This is a genomic window from Microbacterium sp. STRO-2N (assembly GCF_057747775.1).
The window spans coordinates 719,717-735,265 of sequence record NZ_CM173223.1 but is presented as its reverse complement, the minus strand read 5'-3'; the positions used below and the strand labels follow the sequence as shown (position 1 = coordinate 735,265).

Genomic DNA, 15,549 nt, shown 5'->3' with positions numbered 1-15,549 from the left:
GGCGCCCGGCGCGGGAATCAGCGTTCGAGCGGGACCTCGATGAGCTGGCGCCCCGAGACCGGCGACGTCAGGACCTGGTCGAGGGCGGAACGTGTCGTCACCCGGTGGTACTGCCAGCCGTACGCGAGCGCGAGCTGCTCGAGGCGCACGGTCTGCGGCGTGTACAGCACGCGGTCCATCGCGGCGCGGCCCGCGACGGCAGCCACCTCGAGCGCGTCGAAGATCGTGCCGCCGCCGTCGTTGCCGACGATCACCTGCAGGCGCGGCTCCTCCTCGTCCGGCGGCAGCAGCAGCGCGCCGACATCGTGCAGAAGCGCGAGATCGCCGAGCAGCACCCGGGTGACCCCGGGGCGCCCGCCCGCCTGGCTCGCCGCCGCGATCCCGGTCGCCGTGGCGACCGTGCCATCGATCCCCGCGAGCCCGCGGTTCGCGTGCACCGGCACCTTCTTGCCCGGCAACACCGTGTCGGCCACGCGCACGAGCCGGGACGACCCGAACACGAGGCGGTCGTGCGGCCATGTGGCCCGCCACACCGCGTCGACGACGGCGACGCGGTCAAGGGGCGCGCGGATCGCGGCGAGCTCGTTCGCGATCGCGCCGAGCCGCTCGCCCGGCACCGCCGACGCGAGCCCCTCGGCGTCGGGCGCGGGAGGGGCCAGGTCGACGGATGCCTCACGCGAGGCCTGCATCCACGCGCCGAGCCATTCGCGATCAGGGTCGCCCGGCGCCACCGCGACGGCGTCGGCGGCGATCGTCGTGCCGTTGAGGTTCAGGGGTTCTCCCGGCCCGCGCAGCGCCACGATCTCGACATCCGGGTCGGACAGCAGCGCCGCCGCCTCACGACTGAGGGTCGGGTGGCCGAGCGCGACGACCCGCTCGATGCGGCCGCCGAGTCCAGGGTCGCGCAGCAGCTCGCGGTACCCGTGCACGAGGTGACGCCCGAACCGTGCGCCGCTGACGATCTCGGCGATGAGCGGCCAACCGCCGGCGTGGGCGAGGACCTCGGCGTCAGCGCCCGCATCGGCACCGGCGAGCACCACCGTGCGGGGCCCTCGCGAGAGGATCAGAGGCGCCTCGTCGGGCTCGGAGGCGACGTCGGCTTCGCCGATCCCTCCGCCGCCCTGATACAGCGCGCCGGACGGCTCTACCTCACCGGGTGCGTCGGCGGGGGGTCCGTCGGGATGTTCGTCGGCCGTCGCCGCGAGCTCCGCCGCCGGGACGCCGATCCACGCCGGGAGCGCGCCCGACAGGGGCTCGCGGTACGGCAGGTTGAGGTGGACGGGTCCTGCCGAGCGGAGCCCCGAGCCGAGGGCGGCCGCGACCGCCTCCTCGGCGACGACGCGCAGCATCGCGCTCTGCTCCGCGTCCCCGTCGGGGTCGAGGCTTTCGGGCACGGGAAGATCGGCCTCCCAGCGCACGTTTGGCGCGAACATCCCCGGCTGGCGCGTGGTCTGGTTCGCGCCCACTCCGCGCAGCTCCGGCGGGCGGTCGGCGGTGAGAAGCAGCAGCGGCACCCCGGCGTGATACGCCTCGAGCACCGCCGGCAGCAGGTTCGCGACCGCAGTGCCCGACGTGCACACCACGGCAGCCGGCATCCGGGTCTCTCGTCCGATGCCGAGGGCTGTGAAGCCCGCGACGCGCTCGTCGACGCGGACATGCAGGCGCAGCGAGCCGCGCCGCTCGAATTCGGCCGCGACGAGCGCGAGGGCCTGGGAGCGAGATCCGGGGCTCAGCACGACGTGTCGCACACCCAGCTCCACGAGGCGGCACAGCAGGGCCGCGGCCGCATCGGTCGCGGGAGCACCGCCGGGCAGTGCGGCGTCGATCGGCGCGCCGGGCGCGCCCTCGGGATCGGTCGCGCCGCTCGGGTCGGCGCTCGCCTCGGACGTCACGTCAGCCGACGGCTCCGCGCTGACCGCGGCTGTCGTCCTCCCCGTCGGCGGGGTGCGCCGGGGGCTCGGGTCGCGGAGCGGTGCCGGGTCCGTCGGCGGCGGGACCTGCGGCGGCGTCGGTCGGGGCGTCGTTCGATGCGCCGATGCCGCCCGGGGTGTTCCGCGGGTCGTCGTCCTCGGCGTCGAGCTGCGCGAGCTCCTCTTCGAGGCGGCGGATGCGCTCGTCCTGATCGCTGATCGTGCCGATGCGCCCGAGGAACTCGGGGTCGTCGTCGGGAGCCCGGCGCGCCACGACCGCGGACTTGCGGGTCCGGCCCACCACGAGCCAGAGGATGCCGCCGAGCACCGGCAGCAGCACGACGATGAGGAGCCACACCGGCTTGCTTACGCCGCGGTGGCGCGACGGGGGCTGCACGGCGCAGTCGACGATGGTGAAGACCCAGAAGACGGCCGCCACCAGGGCCAGTATCAGCAGTCCCCTCGCCATTCATCCATCCTAGGCGCGGGGCGCGGCCTCCGGGCGCCCGCGGACGTCTCGTGACCGAACCGAAGCCGGGACGGCCCCGCGTGAACGTAGGATTGTCGGGTGAAAGCGCGCTCGGCCCTGGTCTACTCGGTGCTGCGGCTGCTGGCGTTCCTCGTGCCGTTCGGCATCCTCATGCTGTTCCCGGTCATGCAGACGTACTACTGGCTCGCCGCGATCTTCGCCGCGCTCATCGGGCTGAGCCTGTCGATCCTCTTCCTGCGCAAGCCCCTCGACGAGGTGACGGCCGGCCTCGCCGACCGCCGCGCGAAGTCGCGCGCCGCCGCGAGCGACGAAGAGGCCGAGGATGCCGCCGCCGACGCCGCGGCGAACGACGAGCCCGACAAGGCCTGACCGCGCGCCGCGCGCCGGCCGAGGCATCCGCTCGCCTCCGTCCACGGCACCCGCTGCGCTCTTGCTTCCGCAGTCGCCTGCGGTGACCCGCGCGTCCAGCGACCCGTACCTCCTGACTGCGGAACGAAAGCGCTCTTGCTTCCGCAGTCGTGAACGGCGACGCGAGTAGGCGCGGAGGCGCGGAAAGCGACTGCGGAACCCCGACTCGATCGGGTGGGAGGGCGGACGGCGAGATCAGCCGATGAAGGCCCACATGAGGAACGCGCCGTACGCGACCGACGTCAGCGATGTGAGACCGAGGGCGACCACGAGCTCCTTCGGGTCGCGGTAGGTCCACACGATGAGGATCGCGGGGAGACCGGCCAGGAGCGCCAGCAGGGTCAGCCACGCGATGGGGTAGAACAGCGCGAGGAAGACGGCGATGCCGAACGCACCGAGCACGAACACCGTGAACAGCCAGCGCGTCGCGGTGCGGCCGATCAGCACGGTGAGGGTGCGCTTGCGGGCGGCGCGGTCCTGATCGATGTCGCGCAGGTTGTTGGCGAGCAGCACCGCGCACGCGAGGAGACCCGCTCCGATCCCGCCGAACCACGCCTCCTGAGGCAGGGCGAGCGCCTGCACCCACGTGGTGCCGAGCGTCGCGACGAGCCCGAAGAACACGAACACGAACAGCTCGCCGAGCCCGTAGTAGCCATACGGCCGCTTGCCGCCGGTGTAGAACCACGCCGCCAGGATGCAGACCGCGCCGACCGCGAGCAGCCACCACTGCTGGGTGCGGACCGTGAGGGCCAGCCCCGCGAGCGCGGCGATCGCGAAGAACGCGAGCGCGACGAACAGCACCGCGCGGGGCTTCGCCTTGCGCGACGCGGTGAGGCGCGCGGGTCCGACGCGGAAGTCGTCGGTCCCGCGGATGCCGTCGCTGTAGTCGTTGGCGTAGTTCACGCCGATCTGCAGCGACACCGACACGATGAGGCAGAACAGCGCGATCACCCAGTGGAACAGGTCCTCGACGAGGATCGCCGCGCCGGTGCCGATCAGCACGGGAGTGACCGCGAGCGGCAGCGTGCGCAGCCGCGCGGCCGCGACCCAGTCGCGCGCGGTCGCCTTCTGGACTCGTGCCGGGTCGCGCGGCACGTGCGCCTTCTGCGGGTTGCCGCGCGGAGCCTGCTTCTTGGGGCCCGTGTTCTTGCGCTTCTTGCTCGAGGTTCCTGCCACGAATGCACATCATAGGCGCCGCGCCGATGGCGCCCCGATCACGCGAGCGCAGAGCCGGCCTCGGCATCCGTCCCGTGTCCCGGTTTCTCGCGATCGTGTCCCGATGCAGGCGCTTTCCGACCGCCTTAGTAAGCGAGATCGGGACACGCACAACCCCGTGGCGGATGTCGGCGGCACCGCGCAGGATGGACGCCATGCTGAGCATCGGATCGATCGTGCTGACCGTCGAAGACATCGACCGCGCGGGCGCGTTCTGGCGCGCGGCACTCGGGTACGTCAACCGCAGCGAGCCGAGCGACGACTGGGTGATCCTCGATCCCCCGGCAAAGCGAACTGGGCGGCGCCGGGAGCGAGCCTCGCGCTGTCGGTGACGGGGTACCCGCAGCACTACCCGCCGCGCATCCACCTCGACCTCTACGCCGAGGATCAGGCGGCCGAGATCGAGCGGCTGCGTGGACTCGGCGCGCGCGACGTCGACTGGGACGACTACCCCGAAGACGCCGACTGGGTCGTGCTCGAAGACACCGAGGGCAACCGGTTCTGCGTCGTGCAGACGGGCCCGTACCCGCAGACCTGAGCAGCGCGTCCGCGCGGAGTCAGTGCAGCGCGATCACCGCGCGGCGGATGGCCTCGCGGTCGGGCTTGCCCGAGGGCAGCGTCTCGAGCTCGTCGACGAGCACGAGGCGCGACGGGCGAGCGTGCGGGCCGATCTCGTGCTGCACCGCGGCGCGCGCCTCCTCCAGCTGCACCGCCTCGCTGCGGCGCAGTGCCTCACCACGGCTGGCGACGATGACGGATGCCTCGCCCCAGCGCGCGTCGGGAACCCCGACCACGACGGCCTCGTCGAGTCCCGGAATCGTGCGGACGATTCGCTCGACGCGATCGAGCGAGATGTTGACGCCGCCCGAGACGATGACGTTGTCGATCCGCCCGCGCACGCGCAGCACGCCGTCCTCGAAGAGCCCGGCGTCACCCGTGCGGTACCACCGGGTGCCGTCGGGATCGCGCGGGAACGCGGCATCCGTTCTCTCGGCGTCGCCGAAGTAGCCGTCGGCGAGCACGGGCCCCGAGATCTGCACCTCGCCCCGCGAGATGCGCACCCGCACGCCGCGCAGCGGACTGCCGTCGTACACGCAGCCGCCGCACGTCTCGGTGGATCCGTAGGTGCGGACGATGCGGGCGCCCGCGGCCTCGGCGCGGTCGAGCGTCGCCGCCGGGAGCGCCTGGCCGCCCACCAGGATCGTCTCGAACGAGCGCAGCGCGGCCCCGACCGTCGAGTCGTGCTCGGCCGCGTCGAGCAGCTTCGACAACTGCGCAGGCACCAGAGACGTATAGGTGGGCACGCGCTCCCCGTGCTCGGTCGAGACCATCATGAGCGCAGCCGCCGCGAACGCCTGCGGCGTGAAGGCACCCGAGAGGATCGCGGGCTCTCGATCGGCCACGAGCGACCGCACGAGCACCTGGAGCCCGGCGACGTAGCTCGCCGGCAGCGCGAGCAGCCACGCGCCGTCGCCGATGCGCTCGGCGGTCGCGAGCGCGCTCGCGATGAGCGCGTCGCGACTGAGGACGACGCTCTTGGGAATCCCCGTCGAGCCCGACGTCGTGACCACCACCGCGGTGCCGGCGCGAACCTCCCCGGGCAGGTCGCTCACGAGCCCCAGCCCGAGCGCGGGTCCGGCGCCGTGCAGTGCGCCGCGCAGCCCTCGCAGGATCTCGCGGGGGTCGTCGCCGAGCACCGGTTGGAGCTTCATCGCCGACCCCAGTGCGCGCGAGACTTCACGTTTGTGACGTTTCGCGGCGGATCCGGTGACAATCGTGAAGTCTCGCGGAGCGTGTGCATCAGAAGTGCCAGGGGTAGGGCGACCAGTCCGGGTCGCGCTTCTCGAGGAACGCGTCGCGACCCTCGACCGCCTCGTCTGTGCCGTACGCGAGGCGCGTCGCCTCGCCGGCGAACACCTGCTGCCCGACCATGCCGTCGTCGACGGCATTGAACGCGAACTTCAGCATGCGGATCGCGGTGGGCGACTTCGTGAGGATCGTGCGGGCCATCGCGACGGCCTCGCGCTCGAGCCCGGCGTGCGGCACGACGCGGTTGACCGCGCCCATCTCGTACGCGCGCTGCGCCGAGTACTCCTCCGCGAGGAAGAACACCTCGCGCGCGAACTTCTGCCCGATCTGCCGTGCGAAATACGCCGACCCGTACCCGGCGTCGAACGAGCCGACGTCGGCGTCGGTCTGCTTGAACCGTCCGTGCTCGGCGGACGCGATCGACAGGTCGCACACGACGTGCAGAGAGTGTCCTCCCCCGGCCGCCCACCCCGGGATCGCCGCGATCACGACCTTCGGCATGAAGCGGATGAGGCGCTGCACCTCGAGGATGTGCAGGCGACCGGCCCGCGCCGGGTCGGCGACGGATCCCTCGTCCTCGGAGTACTTGTACCCGTCGCGGCCGCGGATGCGCTGGTCGCCGCCCGAGCAGAACGCCCACCCGCCGTCCTTCGGGCTCGGGCCGTTGCCGGTCAGCAGCACGACGCCGATGCGGGGATCCTGCCGAGCGAGGTCGAGGGCGCGGTACAGCTCGTCGACCGTGTGCGGGCGGAAGGCGTTGCGCACCTCCGGCCGGTCGAAGGCGATGCGCGCGATGCGGCCGTCCTTCGACACGTGGGAGGTGATGTCGGTGTAGCCGCCCTCGGGCTGTCCGGGCGCCGGCGCCCACTCGTCTTCGTCGAACAGCTCCGAAACGCTCACGCCGCCAGCCTACGGCGAGGCGACAGACAGCGTCATCTGGCCACGGTCGCGACGCGCCCGGACCTACCCTGGATCGGTGACCTCGAAGCTTCGCACCGTCGCCGCCGCGGCGGCGTCCCTCGTCCTGCTGCTCTCGCTCGCCGCATGCGCCTCGCCCGCGCCGACGCCGAGCCCCACCCCGACCGGCGAAGCGCGCGCCGGCGTCACCACGGACGGCGCCTGCACGGGTGACGAGGGCGTGACCGTGGTGGTCGACGCCTCGGCGCTCGAAGGCGAACCGAGCGAGAAGTGCGTCGTGACCGCCGAGCCGATCACCGGCGCCGACGCGCTGCTGCTCGCCGGCGTCGAGACCGAGGGTACCGAGGAGTACGGCGACCAGGTCGTGTGCCGGGTCGACGGCGTGCCGGCCGAAGACACCGCGATCCCCGCCGAGGACGGCTCGGACTACTTCGAGACGTGCGCGGCGATGCCGGCCGCGTTCGCATACTGGTCGCTGTGGGTCATGCCCGCGGGCGGTGAATGGGAGTACGCGCAGGAGGGCCTGCCCACCCTGCCGCTCGAGCCCGGCGACGCCGTCGAGCTGCTCTTCACGCTGCACGGCGAGCCCGCCGCACCGACGTCGTGACATGACGTTCCGGCCCGGTCCCCTGCGCGCCGCGGCGGTGCTCGCCGCGGGGTTCGTGGTGGTCCGGGTCGTGTACCGCGTGCTCTTCCACGGCGCCGACGGCGCCGGCGCGGTGCTGCTGCCGCTGCCCGAGCTGCGGCTGCCGCCGCCCTTCGCGCACGTCGTGATGCTCGGGCCCGTCACGACGGACGGACTGTGGGATGCCGCGGCGAGCGCGCTGCCGATCGCGCTCGGCATCCTCGCGTTCGGGCTGGTGAACTCGGTCGTCGACGTGGCGCGGCTGTTCGCGCGGGCGGCGCGGCGCGGAGCGCTGCGGGGACTCGCCCGGGCGCTGGCGATCGCGTGGGCGACGCTCCCCTCGCTCGCCGAGGGCGCCCGGGCCGTGCGGTTCGCCCAGCGTCTGCGCGGTGAGCGCGGCGGCATCCGGATGCTGATGCCGCTGCTGCAGCGCACCCTCGAGCGGGCCGCGAACGTCGCCGCTGCCCTCGAGCTGCGGGGCTTCGCCGGGCGCGGGCTCGACGGGGACTGCCGGACGGCAGTCGAGGCGCACGACGTCGAGCTGGCGTTCGAAGGGACGGATGCCGCGTCCCTCGTCCGCGTGCCGTCGCTGCTGCTCGCGCCGGGCGCGCTCACGCTGCTGTCGGGGCCGACCGGCTCGGGAAAATCGACGGTGCTGCGCGCGATCGCCGGTCTGCACGACCATGTCGACGGCGGGTGGGCGACCGGATCGCTGCGGGTCGTCGGACACGACCGGGGCTCCGTCCCGCCGCGGGACCTCGCGCAGCGCGTGGGCGTCGTGCTGCAGCATCCCCGCGACGCCTTCGCGACCGAGCGCGTGCGCGAAGAGATCGGGCTCGCGCTCGAGCTGCGGGGCGTCGCGCCCGTGATCGTGGCCGCCCGGGTGGCCGAGATCGCGGATCGCGTGGGCGTGGGCGGACTGCTCGACCGGCCGACACGCGGGCTGTCGGCGGGCGAGGCGACCCTGGTCGCGATCGCCGCGGCGATCGTCGAGCACCCGATCCTGCTGCTCGTCGACGAGCCGCTGGCCGACCTCGATGCCGACGCGCGCGTCCGCGTCGCCGGACTCCTCGACCGGCTCGCGCACGAGGCCGGCCTGTGCGTCGTGGTCGCCGAGCACCGCATCGACGCCCTGGCGCCCCTCGCCGACGGCTGGCTGCGGATCGAGGACGGCGTGGTCATCGAGGTGCCGAGCCTCGGGCTGCGCCACGTCGACGAACGAGGCGACGCCGTCCCGACCGCGGGCCACCACGCGCGGTGGGCGAACGTCGAGGCCGGCACCCCCACGTCCGGGCGCATGCCCCTGCGCGCCGACGCCGGCGCCGGCGCCGGCGCCGGACCGGTGCTCACCGCGCGCGACGTCACCGTGCGGCACGGGGGGACGGTGGCCGTGGCATCCGTCACGTTCGACCTCAGCGCGGGCGAGCTCGTCACCCTCGTCGGTCACAACGGCGCCGGCAAGTCGAGTCTGCTCACCGCGCTTGCGCTTCCTCCGCGCGACGCGGCGATCGAGGCGTCCGGGCGCGTGGCGCTGGTTCCGGATGCCTCGGACGACCTGTTCGTGTACGACACGGTCGCCGCGGAATGCCGCCGGGCCGATCACCGGGCCGCCAAGACACACCGCGTACCCCCGGACGAGGGCACTCGCCGGGCTGACGCCCGATCCACCCGTTCGGCTCCTCAGCTCGGGGGACCCGCTCTGTCGAAGGCCGTCGGACGGGGAGCAACGGCGGCGCGGTTCGCCGGATTCCTCGGGCTCGACCCCGGAAGCCGTCAGTTCGCGGCGCGCCTGGCCCGGCATCCGCGCGATCTCTCCGTCGGCGAGCGGCGGTGCCTGGCACTCGCGCTCCAGCTCGCGGGCGACCCCGCCGTGCTGCTCGTGGACGAGCCGACGCGCGGTCTCGACCCGGCAGCGCGCGCCGTCGTGTGGCAGGCGCTCCGCGGCCTGACCGCCTCGGGAACCGCGGTGCTCGTCGCCTCGCACGAGCCCGAGGTCGCCGCACTGGGCGACCGCACCCTGCGGATGGAGGCGGGCGTGCTCTCGGTCGCGCGTACCGCCACGCCTCGTGCCACAACTCCGCCTGACCGTTCCGTCACCTCCACGGCTCCGGGCATCCGCCCGAGCGCGCCTCACGCTGAGGCGGAGTCGTGGACCGCCCCAGGCCGCGCGGTCGCGCCGCCGCCGGAAGGTGTGGCGCCGCGCGAGCGGGTGGCGGCGCAGCCGCTGTCGGACGCGGCATCCGTCAGCAGGCCTTCATCAGCTCCTGCTGACGCCCCCGCGGCGCACGGGAGCGCCTCAGAAACGGCGCGTGCACGCCGAGTCGGGGCGGAGCTGTGGCACGCTCGCGCGCGGGCCACCACGAGCGGGCTGGCGCCGCTTGCCCTGGGTGCCGCCAACCTCGTGACCCTCGCGGCGTTCTGCTGGCCGCTCGTCGCATCAGCGGTGCCCGCGCAGGCGTACGCCGCCGTGCCGGTCGCCGCACTCGCGCTCGCACCCCTCGCCGCCCTCGTCGTCGTCGCGACCCTCGACGAGACCGTGCGGAGCGCCCATATGCTCGCCCTACTCGGCACACTCGCGGCGATCGGCGCGGCGGTCAGGGTCGCGAGCACGGGGGTCGGCGGCGTCGAGGCGGTCTTCATCCTGCTGATCCTGGCCGGCCGCGCCTTCGGCGCCCGGTTCGGGCTGCTGCTCGGCATCGCGACGATCGCGCTCTCGACGCTGGTCACCGGAACCTTCGGGCCCTGGACGCCGTTCCAGATGTTCGCGTGCGCGTGGGTGGGCGCGGGGGCCGGCCTGCTCCCCCGCCGCATCGGACCGCACGCCGAGATCGCGATGCTGTGCGTCTACGGCGTCATCGCGTCGTACGCCTTCGGGCTCCTGATGAACCTGTGGTTCTGGCCCTTCGCGGTCGGCTACGGCACGGGCATCTCGTACGAGCCCGGCGGAGCGATCGGCACGAACCTCTCGAGCTTCCTGCTCTACTCGCTCGTGACCTCGACCCTGACGTGGGACACCCTCCGCGCGATCACCTCGGTCATCGGCATCCTGGCCGTCGGCCGTCCGGTGCTCGCGGCGCTGCGCCGCGCGAAGCCGCTCGCCAGGGCGGGCCGCGCGCTCGCGTCGCAGCACGCGCACGCTCTACAGTGACAGTCGAGCAGGCACGGAGGGCACCATGACGACGACGACCGCAGTCGCAGCACCCCCGCCCCTCATCGGGCACTACGTGCCAGAGATCCGGTCGCTCGCCAAGCGAGGGCTGCTGTGGGCGGTGCTCTACGGCCTGTTCGCACGAGGCAGCGCAGGCGGATGCCTCGCCCCCGATCCCGCTGGGGACTCCGTCTGCTACACCGCCGCACTGAATCCGTCACCTCTGGTGTGGCTCGCGATGGCGGTGGTGTTCGTCGTCGCCGTCGGACGGGCGGCGAAGTCGACCGACACCGCAGTCATCACGCGAATCCTGTCGCGCGCCGCCACGGCGATGTGGGTGCTCCCGCTCGCGGTGGCCATCGTCAGCATCTGGGCGTTCTTCACGAGCTCGCCCGACGCATGGGTCCACGGGGCACCGCCGCCGAACGTCACCGTGCAGATCACCCCGGAATGACGGATGCCGCGGCCGAGTGCCGTAGCGTGACCGCATGACCGCGACGCGCGTGTGGCTCAGCTCGTGGGAATGGGACTGCTGCGGCGACACGCTCGCCGCCGGCGACCACGTGACCCTGAACGTCTGGCGGGATGCCGGCCCGTGGCTTCAGGAGATGCTCGGTCCCGAACTCGTGGACAGCGTCGCCGCGGTCGAGTCGCACCACGACGAGCCCGGTCCGGAGCAGCTCACCGGCGTCGTGACCGCGGTCCACGGCGTCACGATCGATCATTCGGAGCGGCGCGAGCCGCGTGCCCATCACCAGCCGCCCGAGCGGCTCTCGCTCGGCAACGGCGTCTGGGCAACGGCGGGCGCGCGCGATCCGTACGTCACGATCTTCGAGCGCATCCCGGGCACCGCGCGCCTGCACCCGGCGCCGCACGTACCGTGGCGGCCGCGCGACGAGTCGCCCGCCACCCCACCGCCGCCACGCGGACTCAGCGGTTACCTGGTCGACGTCGAGACCGACTGAGACGGATGCCGGATGCCGCGGCTTGCGGCTGGGCCCACGCGACCGGAGGCTCCGCTCGACGCGCCAGCGGCGAGTGGACGGGCCGTGGGGACCGTCACGAGTTCACTGTCCCGCTCTCACAGGAGAACCCGCCCTCCACAGGACGCACCCGCCCGAGCCGTCCTGCCGGACCGCATATCTCCTGCGGAGCGTACTCGTGAACTCGCTGTCCCAGGGTGGGACGCTCAGACCGAGAAGTACTTCGCCTCGGGGTGGTGGAAGACGAAGGCGTCGGTGGACTGCTCGGGGTGCAGCTGCAGCTCCTCGCTGAGCTCGACGCCCATGCGCTCGGGCCGGAGGAGCTCGACGACCTTGCGTCGATCCTCCATGTCGGGGCACGCGGGATATCCGAGCGAGAAGCGGGCGCCGCGGTACTCGAGCTTGAAGAGACCCGCGGTCTCTGTCGGGTCTTCGCCCGAGAACCCGAGCTCGGACCGGATGCGCGCGTGCCAGAACTCGGCGAGCGCCTCGGTCAGCTGCATCACGAGCCCGTTGAGCTCGTAGTAGTCGCGGTACCGGTCCTCGGCGAAGAGCTTCGCGGTGACGGAGTCGATGTGGGCGCCGGCGGTCACCAGCTGCACCGGAAGGACATCGACCGCCCCGGACTCGCGCGAGCGCACGAAGTCGGCGAGACACAGGTGCCGGTCGCGGCGCTGGCGCGGGAAGTGGAACCGCAGTCGTTCCGTTCCCACGGCGCCTCCCGACCCACCGTCCGGCGCGAGCAGCCCGCCGGCGCCGAGCACGCCGGCCGGGTCGTCGCCGTGGTGCAGCACGACGACGTCGTTCCCCTCCGACACCACCGGGAAGTAGCCGTACGCCACCGAAGCGTCGAGCATGCCCTCGGCGAGGATGCGATCGAGCCAGTACCGCAGCCGCGGCCGGCCCTCGGTCTCGACGAGCTCCTCGTACGACGCGCCGTCCGCGCCGCGGCCGGGCTTGAGACCCCACTGCCCCATGAACGTCGCCCGCTCGTCGAGGAACGCGGCGTAGTCGTGCAGAGCGATGCCGCGGACGATGCGCGTTCCCCAGAACGGCGGGGCGGGCACGGGATTGTCGGATGCCACGTCCGAGCGCGCCGGCATGGCCTCGGGCTCGGTCAGCGTGAGCTTGGAGCCCGCCGCGTGACGGCGCTTCTTGAGCGCGGGCAGGCCGACCTCGTCGGGCGACGCGCCGCGGGCGATCTTCACGAGCGGCTCCATCAGCGCGAGCCCTTCGAACGCGTCACGGGCGTACCGCACCTCGCCGTCGAAGAGCGAGGCGAGGTCGTCCTCGACGTAGGCGCGGGTGAGCGCGGCGCCACCCAGGATCACGGGCCACCTCTTCGCGAGGCCGCGGGACTGCAGCTCCTCGAGGTTCTCCTTCATCACGACGGTGGACTTCACGAGCAGCCCCGACATGCCGATCACGTCGGCGTCGTGCTCCTCCGCCGCCGCGATGATGTCGGCGATCGGCTGCTTGATACCGAGGTTGATGACGTCGTAGCCGTTGTTGGTGAGGATGATGTCGACGAGGTTCTTGCCGATGTCGTGCACGTCGCCGCGGACCGTCGCCAGGACGATGCGGCCCTTGCCCGAGGCATCCGTCTTCTCCATGTGCGGCTCGAGGAGGGCGACCGCCGTCTTCATGACCTCGGCGGACTGCAGCACGAACGGCAGCTGCATCTCGCCGGCGCCGAACCGCTCGCCGACGACCTTCATGCCCTCGAGCAGGTGGTCGTTGATGATCTGCAGGGGCGCGAGGCCCCCGGCGCGGGCGAGGTCGAGGTCGGCCTCGAGACCTTTGCCCTCGCCGTCGATGATGCGGCGCTCCAGCCGTTCGCCGACGGGCAGTGCCGCGAGCTCGGCAGCGCGCTGGTCGCGCAGCGCGGCGGTGTCGACGCCGGCGAAGAGGTCGAGCATGCGCGCGAGCGGGTCGTACGTGACGTTGCCGTCGGCGTCGTACTCGCGGCGATCCCACACCAGGTCGAGCGCGACCTTGCGCTGCTCGTCCGAGATCGAGGCGAGCGGCACGATCTTGGCGGCGTCGACGATCGCCGAGGTCAGGCCCGCGGCGACAGCCTCGTGCAGGAACGCCGAGTTCAGCACGCTGCGCGCGGCCGGGTTGAGCCCGAACGACACGTTCGAGACGCCGAGCGTCGTGTTGATGCCGGGGTACTTCGCGCTGATCCGGCGGATCGCCTCGATCGTCTCGATCGCGTCGCGGCGGGTCTCCTCCTGCCCGGTCGCGATCGGGAACGTCAGGCAGTCGACGACGATGTCCTCGACGCGCATGCCCCACGCGCTGGTCAGCTCGTCGACGAGGCGCGAGGCGATGCGCACCTTGTCCTCGGTCGTGCGCGCCTGGCCGTGCTCGTCGATCGTCAGGGCGATGACGGCGGTCCCGTGCTCCTTCACGAGCGGCATGATGCGGCCGAATCGGGATGCCGGGCCGTCGCCGTCCTCGTAGTTCACCGAGTTCACGATCGGACGCCCGCCGATGAGCTCGAGGCCCGCCTGGATCACGGCGGGCTCGGTCGAGTCGATCACGAGCGGCAGCGTCGAGGCGGAGGCGAGGCGCGAGACCACCTCGCGGATGTCGGCTGCGCCGTCGCGGCCGACATAGTCGACGCACACGTCGAGCAGGTGCGCGCCGACGCGGATCTGATTGCGCGCGATCTCGACGCAGTCGTCCCACCGCTCCTCGAGCATCGCCTCGCGGAACGCCTTCGAGCCGTTCGCGTTCGTGCGCTCGCCGATCGCGAGGTGCGAGGCATCCTGCCGGAACGGCACGTGCTGGTAGAGCGACGCCACCCCGGGGTCGGGGTCGACGACGGGGGCCGGCGCCCCGGCGATCCGTGAGCGGGAGCGCGAGGCCAGCGACGTCCACCGCATCGAGTCGTCCTGCGGCAGATCGTCGCGAATCGCTCGTGAGACGACAGGGACGCCGCCGCCGTGCAGCCGCTCGACGACCGCGGCCAGATGCTCGGGCGTCGTGCCGCAGCATCCGCCCACGAGGCTCAGCCCGAACTCGCGCACGAACTGCTCGTGCGCCGTCGCGAGCTCGGCAGGCGACAGCGGATAGTGCGCGCCGTCGGAGGTCAGCACCGGCAGCCCCGCGTTCGGCATGCACGCGATCGGCACGGACGCGTGCTTGGACAGGTGCCGCAGGTGCTCGCTCATCTCGGTCGGGCCTGTCGCGCAGTTCAGCCCGATCGCGTCGACGCCGAGCGGCTCGAGGGCGGTGAGCGCGGCGCCGATCTCGGACCCCATGAGCATGGTCCCGGTCGTCTCGACCGTCACCTCGACGAAGATCGGCAGACGGATGCCGCGGCTCACGATCGCCTGCCGGCACCCGTTGATCGCGGCCTTGGTCTGCAGCAGGTCCTGCGAGGTCTCGACGAGGAAGGCGTCGGCACCGCCGTCGATGAGTCCCTCGGCCTGCAGCGCGAACGTCTGCTTGAGGTGGTCGTACGTCGTATGGCCGAGGCTCGGGAGCTTCGTGCCGGGACCCATCGACCCGAGCACCCAGCGCATCCGCCCGTCGGCGGTCTCAGCCGCCTCGACGCGCTCGCGCGCGATGCGGGCACCGGCTTCGGCGAGCTCGGCGATGCGGTCGTCGATGCCGTAGTCGCCGAGGTTCGACCAGTTCGCGCCGAACGTGTTCGTCTCGACCGCATCGACGCCCACCTCGAGGTACGCGTCGTGGATCGCGCCCACCACATCGGGCCGCGTGACGTTGAGGATCTCGTTGCAGCCCTCGAGCCCGGCGAAGTCGTCCTGGATCGACAGGTCGTGCCGCTGCAGCATCGTGCCCATCGCCCCGTCGGCGATGACGACGCGCTCGTGCACCGCGTCGAGCAGCGCCTGCGCGCGCGTGGGGCGCGGCACGCCCTCGATGTCGAGGGCGAAGCGGGCGGTCGGCGGGGCGGCGGTCACCCGCGCGAGTTTAGTCGCGGCATCCGTCCCCGCCGTCGTCCGTGACCGACCGTGACTCTTCACCCCGAGCCCGGCCCTTGGCGCTTCGGGTGTCGCGACACGCGGCAT

13 protein-coding genes are annotated in these 15,549 nt (G+C 72.7%); 7 read left to right on the top strand and 6 right to left on the bottom strand.

Annotated features, from left to right (window positions below):
* Positions 1 to 17 precede the first annotated feature (17 nt).
* On the bottom strand, positions 18 to 1,826 hold the full coding sequence (gene menD, locus AC3ANN_RS03150) for a 2-succinyl-5-enolpyruvyl-6-hydroxy-3-cyclohexene-1-carboxylic-acid synthase (RefSeq protein WP_488340899.1): 1,809 nt from the start codon (positions 1,824 to 1,826) through the stop codon (positions 18 to 20).
* 67 nt (positions 1,827 to 1,893) lie between these two features.
* On the bottom strand, positions 1,894 to 2,379 hold the full coding sequence (locus AC3ANN_RS03145) for a PLDc N-terminal domain-containing protein (RefSeq protein ID WP_488339559.1): 486 nt from the start codon (positions 2,377 to 2,379) through the stop codon (positions 1,894 to 1,896).
* A gap of 99 nt (positions 2,380 to 2,478) precedes the next feature.
* On the opposite strand from AC3ANN_RS03145, the gene AC3ANN_RS03140 reads away from it, so the two are divergent.
* A complete protein-coding gene (locus tag AC3ANN_RS03140; RefSeq protein ID WP_488339558.1) occupies positions 2,479 to 2,769 on the top strand; it encodes a DUF4229 domain-containing protein in 291 nt (96 codons plus the stop codon).
* A gap of 234 nt (positions 2,770 to 3,003) precedes the next feature.
* On the opposite strand, the gene AC3ANN_RS03135 is transcribed toward AC3ANN_RS03140, so the two are convergent.
* On the bottom strand, positions 3,004 to 3,984 hold the full coding sequence (locus AC3ANN_RS03135) for a 1,4-dihydroxy-2-naphthoate polyprenyltransferase (protein ID WP_488339557.1): 981 nt from the start codon (positions 3,982 to 3,984) through the stop codon (positions 3,004 to 3,006).
* Positions 3,985 to 4,178: 194 nt separating this feature from the next.
* On the opposite strand from AC3ANN_RS03135, the gene AC3ANN_RS03130 reads away from it, so the two are divergent.
* The gene (locus AC3ANN_RS03130) at positions 4,179 to 4,355 is read left to right on the top strand and encodes a VOC family protein (RefSeq protein WP_488340915.1); all 177 of its coding nucleotides are present in this window, start codon (positions 4,179 to 4,181) and stop codon (positions 4,353 to 4,355) included.
* Entirely contained in the window at positions 4,286 to 4,561 is a 276-nt protein-coding gene (locus AC3ANN_RS03125) for a VOC family protein (protein WP_488340898.1), read from the top strand. The genes AC3ANN_RS03130 and AC3ANN_RS03125 overlap by 70 nt, the downstream gene beginning before the upstream one ends.
* A 19-nt stretch (positions 4,562 to 4,580) precedes the next feature.
* Here the strand turns inward: AC3ANN_RS03125 and AC3ANN_RS03120 are convergent, their stop codons facing one another.
* Positions 4,581 to 5,735 carry an AMP-binding protein gene (locus AC3ANN_RS03120; RefSeq protein WP_488339556.1) on the bottom strand — a complete coding sequence of 385 codons (1,155 nt, stop codon included), beginning with the start codon at positions 5,733 to 5,735 and terminating at the stop codon, positions 4,581 to 4,583.
* 88 nt (positions 5,736 to 5,823) lie between these two features.
* Positions 5,824 to 6,732, bottom strand: a complete 909-nt coding sequence (locus AC3ANN_RS03115) for a 1,4-dihydroxy-2-naphthoyl-CoA synthase (RefSeq protein WP_488339555.1) — start codon at positions 6,730 to 6,732, stop codon at positions 5,824 to 5,826.
* Positions 6,733 to 6,808: 76 nt separating this feature from the next.
* Here AC3ANN_RS03115 and AC3ANN_RS03110 point away from each other — a divergent pair, with 76 nt between their 5' ends.
* From AC3ANN_RS03110 to AC3ANN_RS03095, 4 genes are read left to right on the top strand one after another with little or no spacing between them, the layout of a single operon-like run.
* A complete protein-coding gene (locus AC3ANN_RS03110; protein WP_488339554.1) occupies positions 6,809 to 7,357 on the top strand; it encodes a hypothetical protein in 549 nt (182 codons plus the stop codon).
* Position 7,358: 1 nt separating this feature from the next.
* Positions 7,359 to 10,523, top strand: coding sequence for an ATP-binding cassette domain-containing protein (locus AC3ANN_RS03105; RefSeq protein ID WP_488339553.1), 3,165 nt, complete (start codon positions 7,359 to 7,361; stop codon positions 10,521 to 10,523).
* Positions 10,524 to 10,548: 25 nt separating this feature from the next.
* The gene (locus AC3ANN_RS03100; protein ID WP_488339552.1) at positions 10,549 to 10,977 is read left to right on the top strand and encodes a hypothetical protein; all 429 of its coding nucleotides are present in this window, start codon (positions 10,549 to 10,551) and stop codon (positions 10,975 to 10,977) included.
* A gap of 34 nt (positions 10,978 to 11,011) precedes the next feature.
* Entirely contained in the window at positions 11,012 to 11,488 is a 477-nt protein-coding gene (locus AC3ANN_RS03095) for a DUF6578 domain-containing protein (RefSeq protein WP_488339551.1), read from the top strand.
* Positions 11,489 to 11,712: 224 nt separating this feature from the next.
* Here AC3ANN_RS03095 and AC3ANN_RS03090 read toward each other — a convergent pair whose 3' ends face one another.
* Complete coding sequence (locus tag AC3ANN_RS03090) at positions 11,713 to 15,441, bottom strand: methionine synthase (RefSeq protein ID WP_488339550.1); 3,729 nt, start codon at positions 15,439 to 15,441, stop codon at positions 11,713 to 11,715.
* Positions 15,442 to 15,549: the final 108 nt, after the last annotated feature.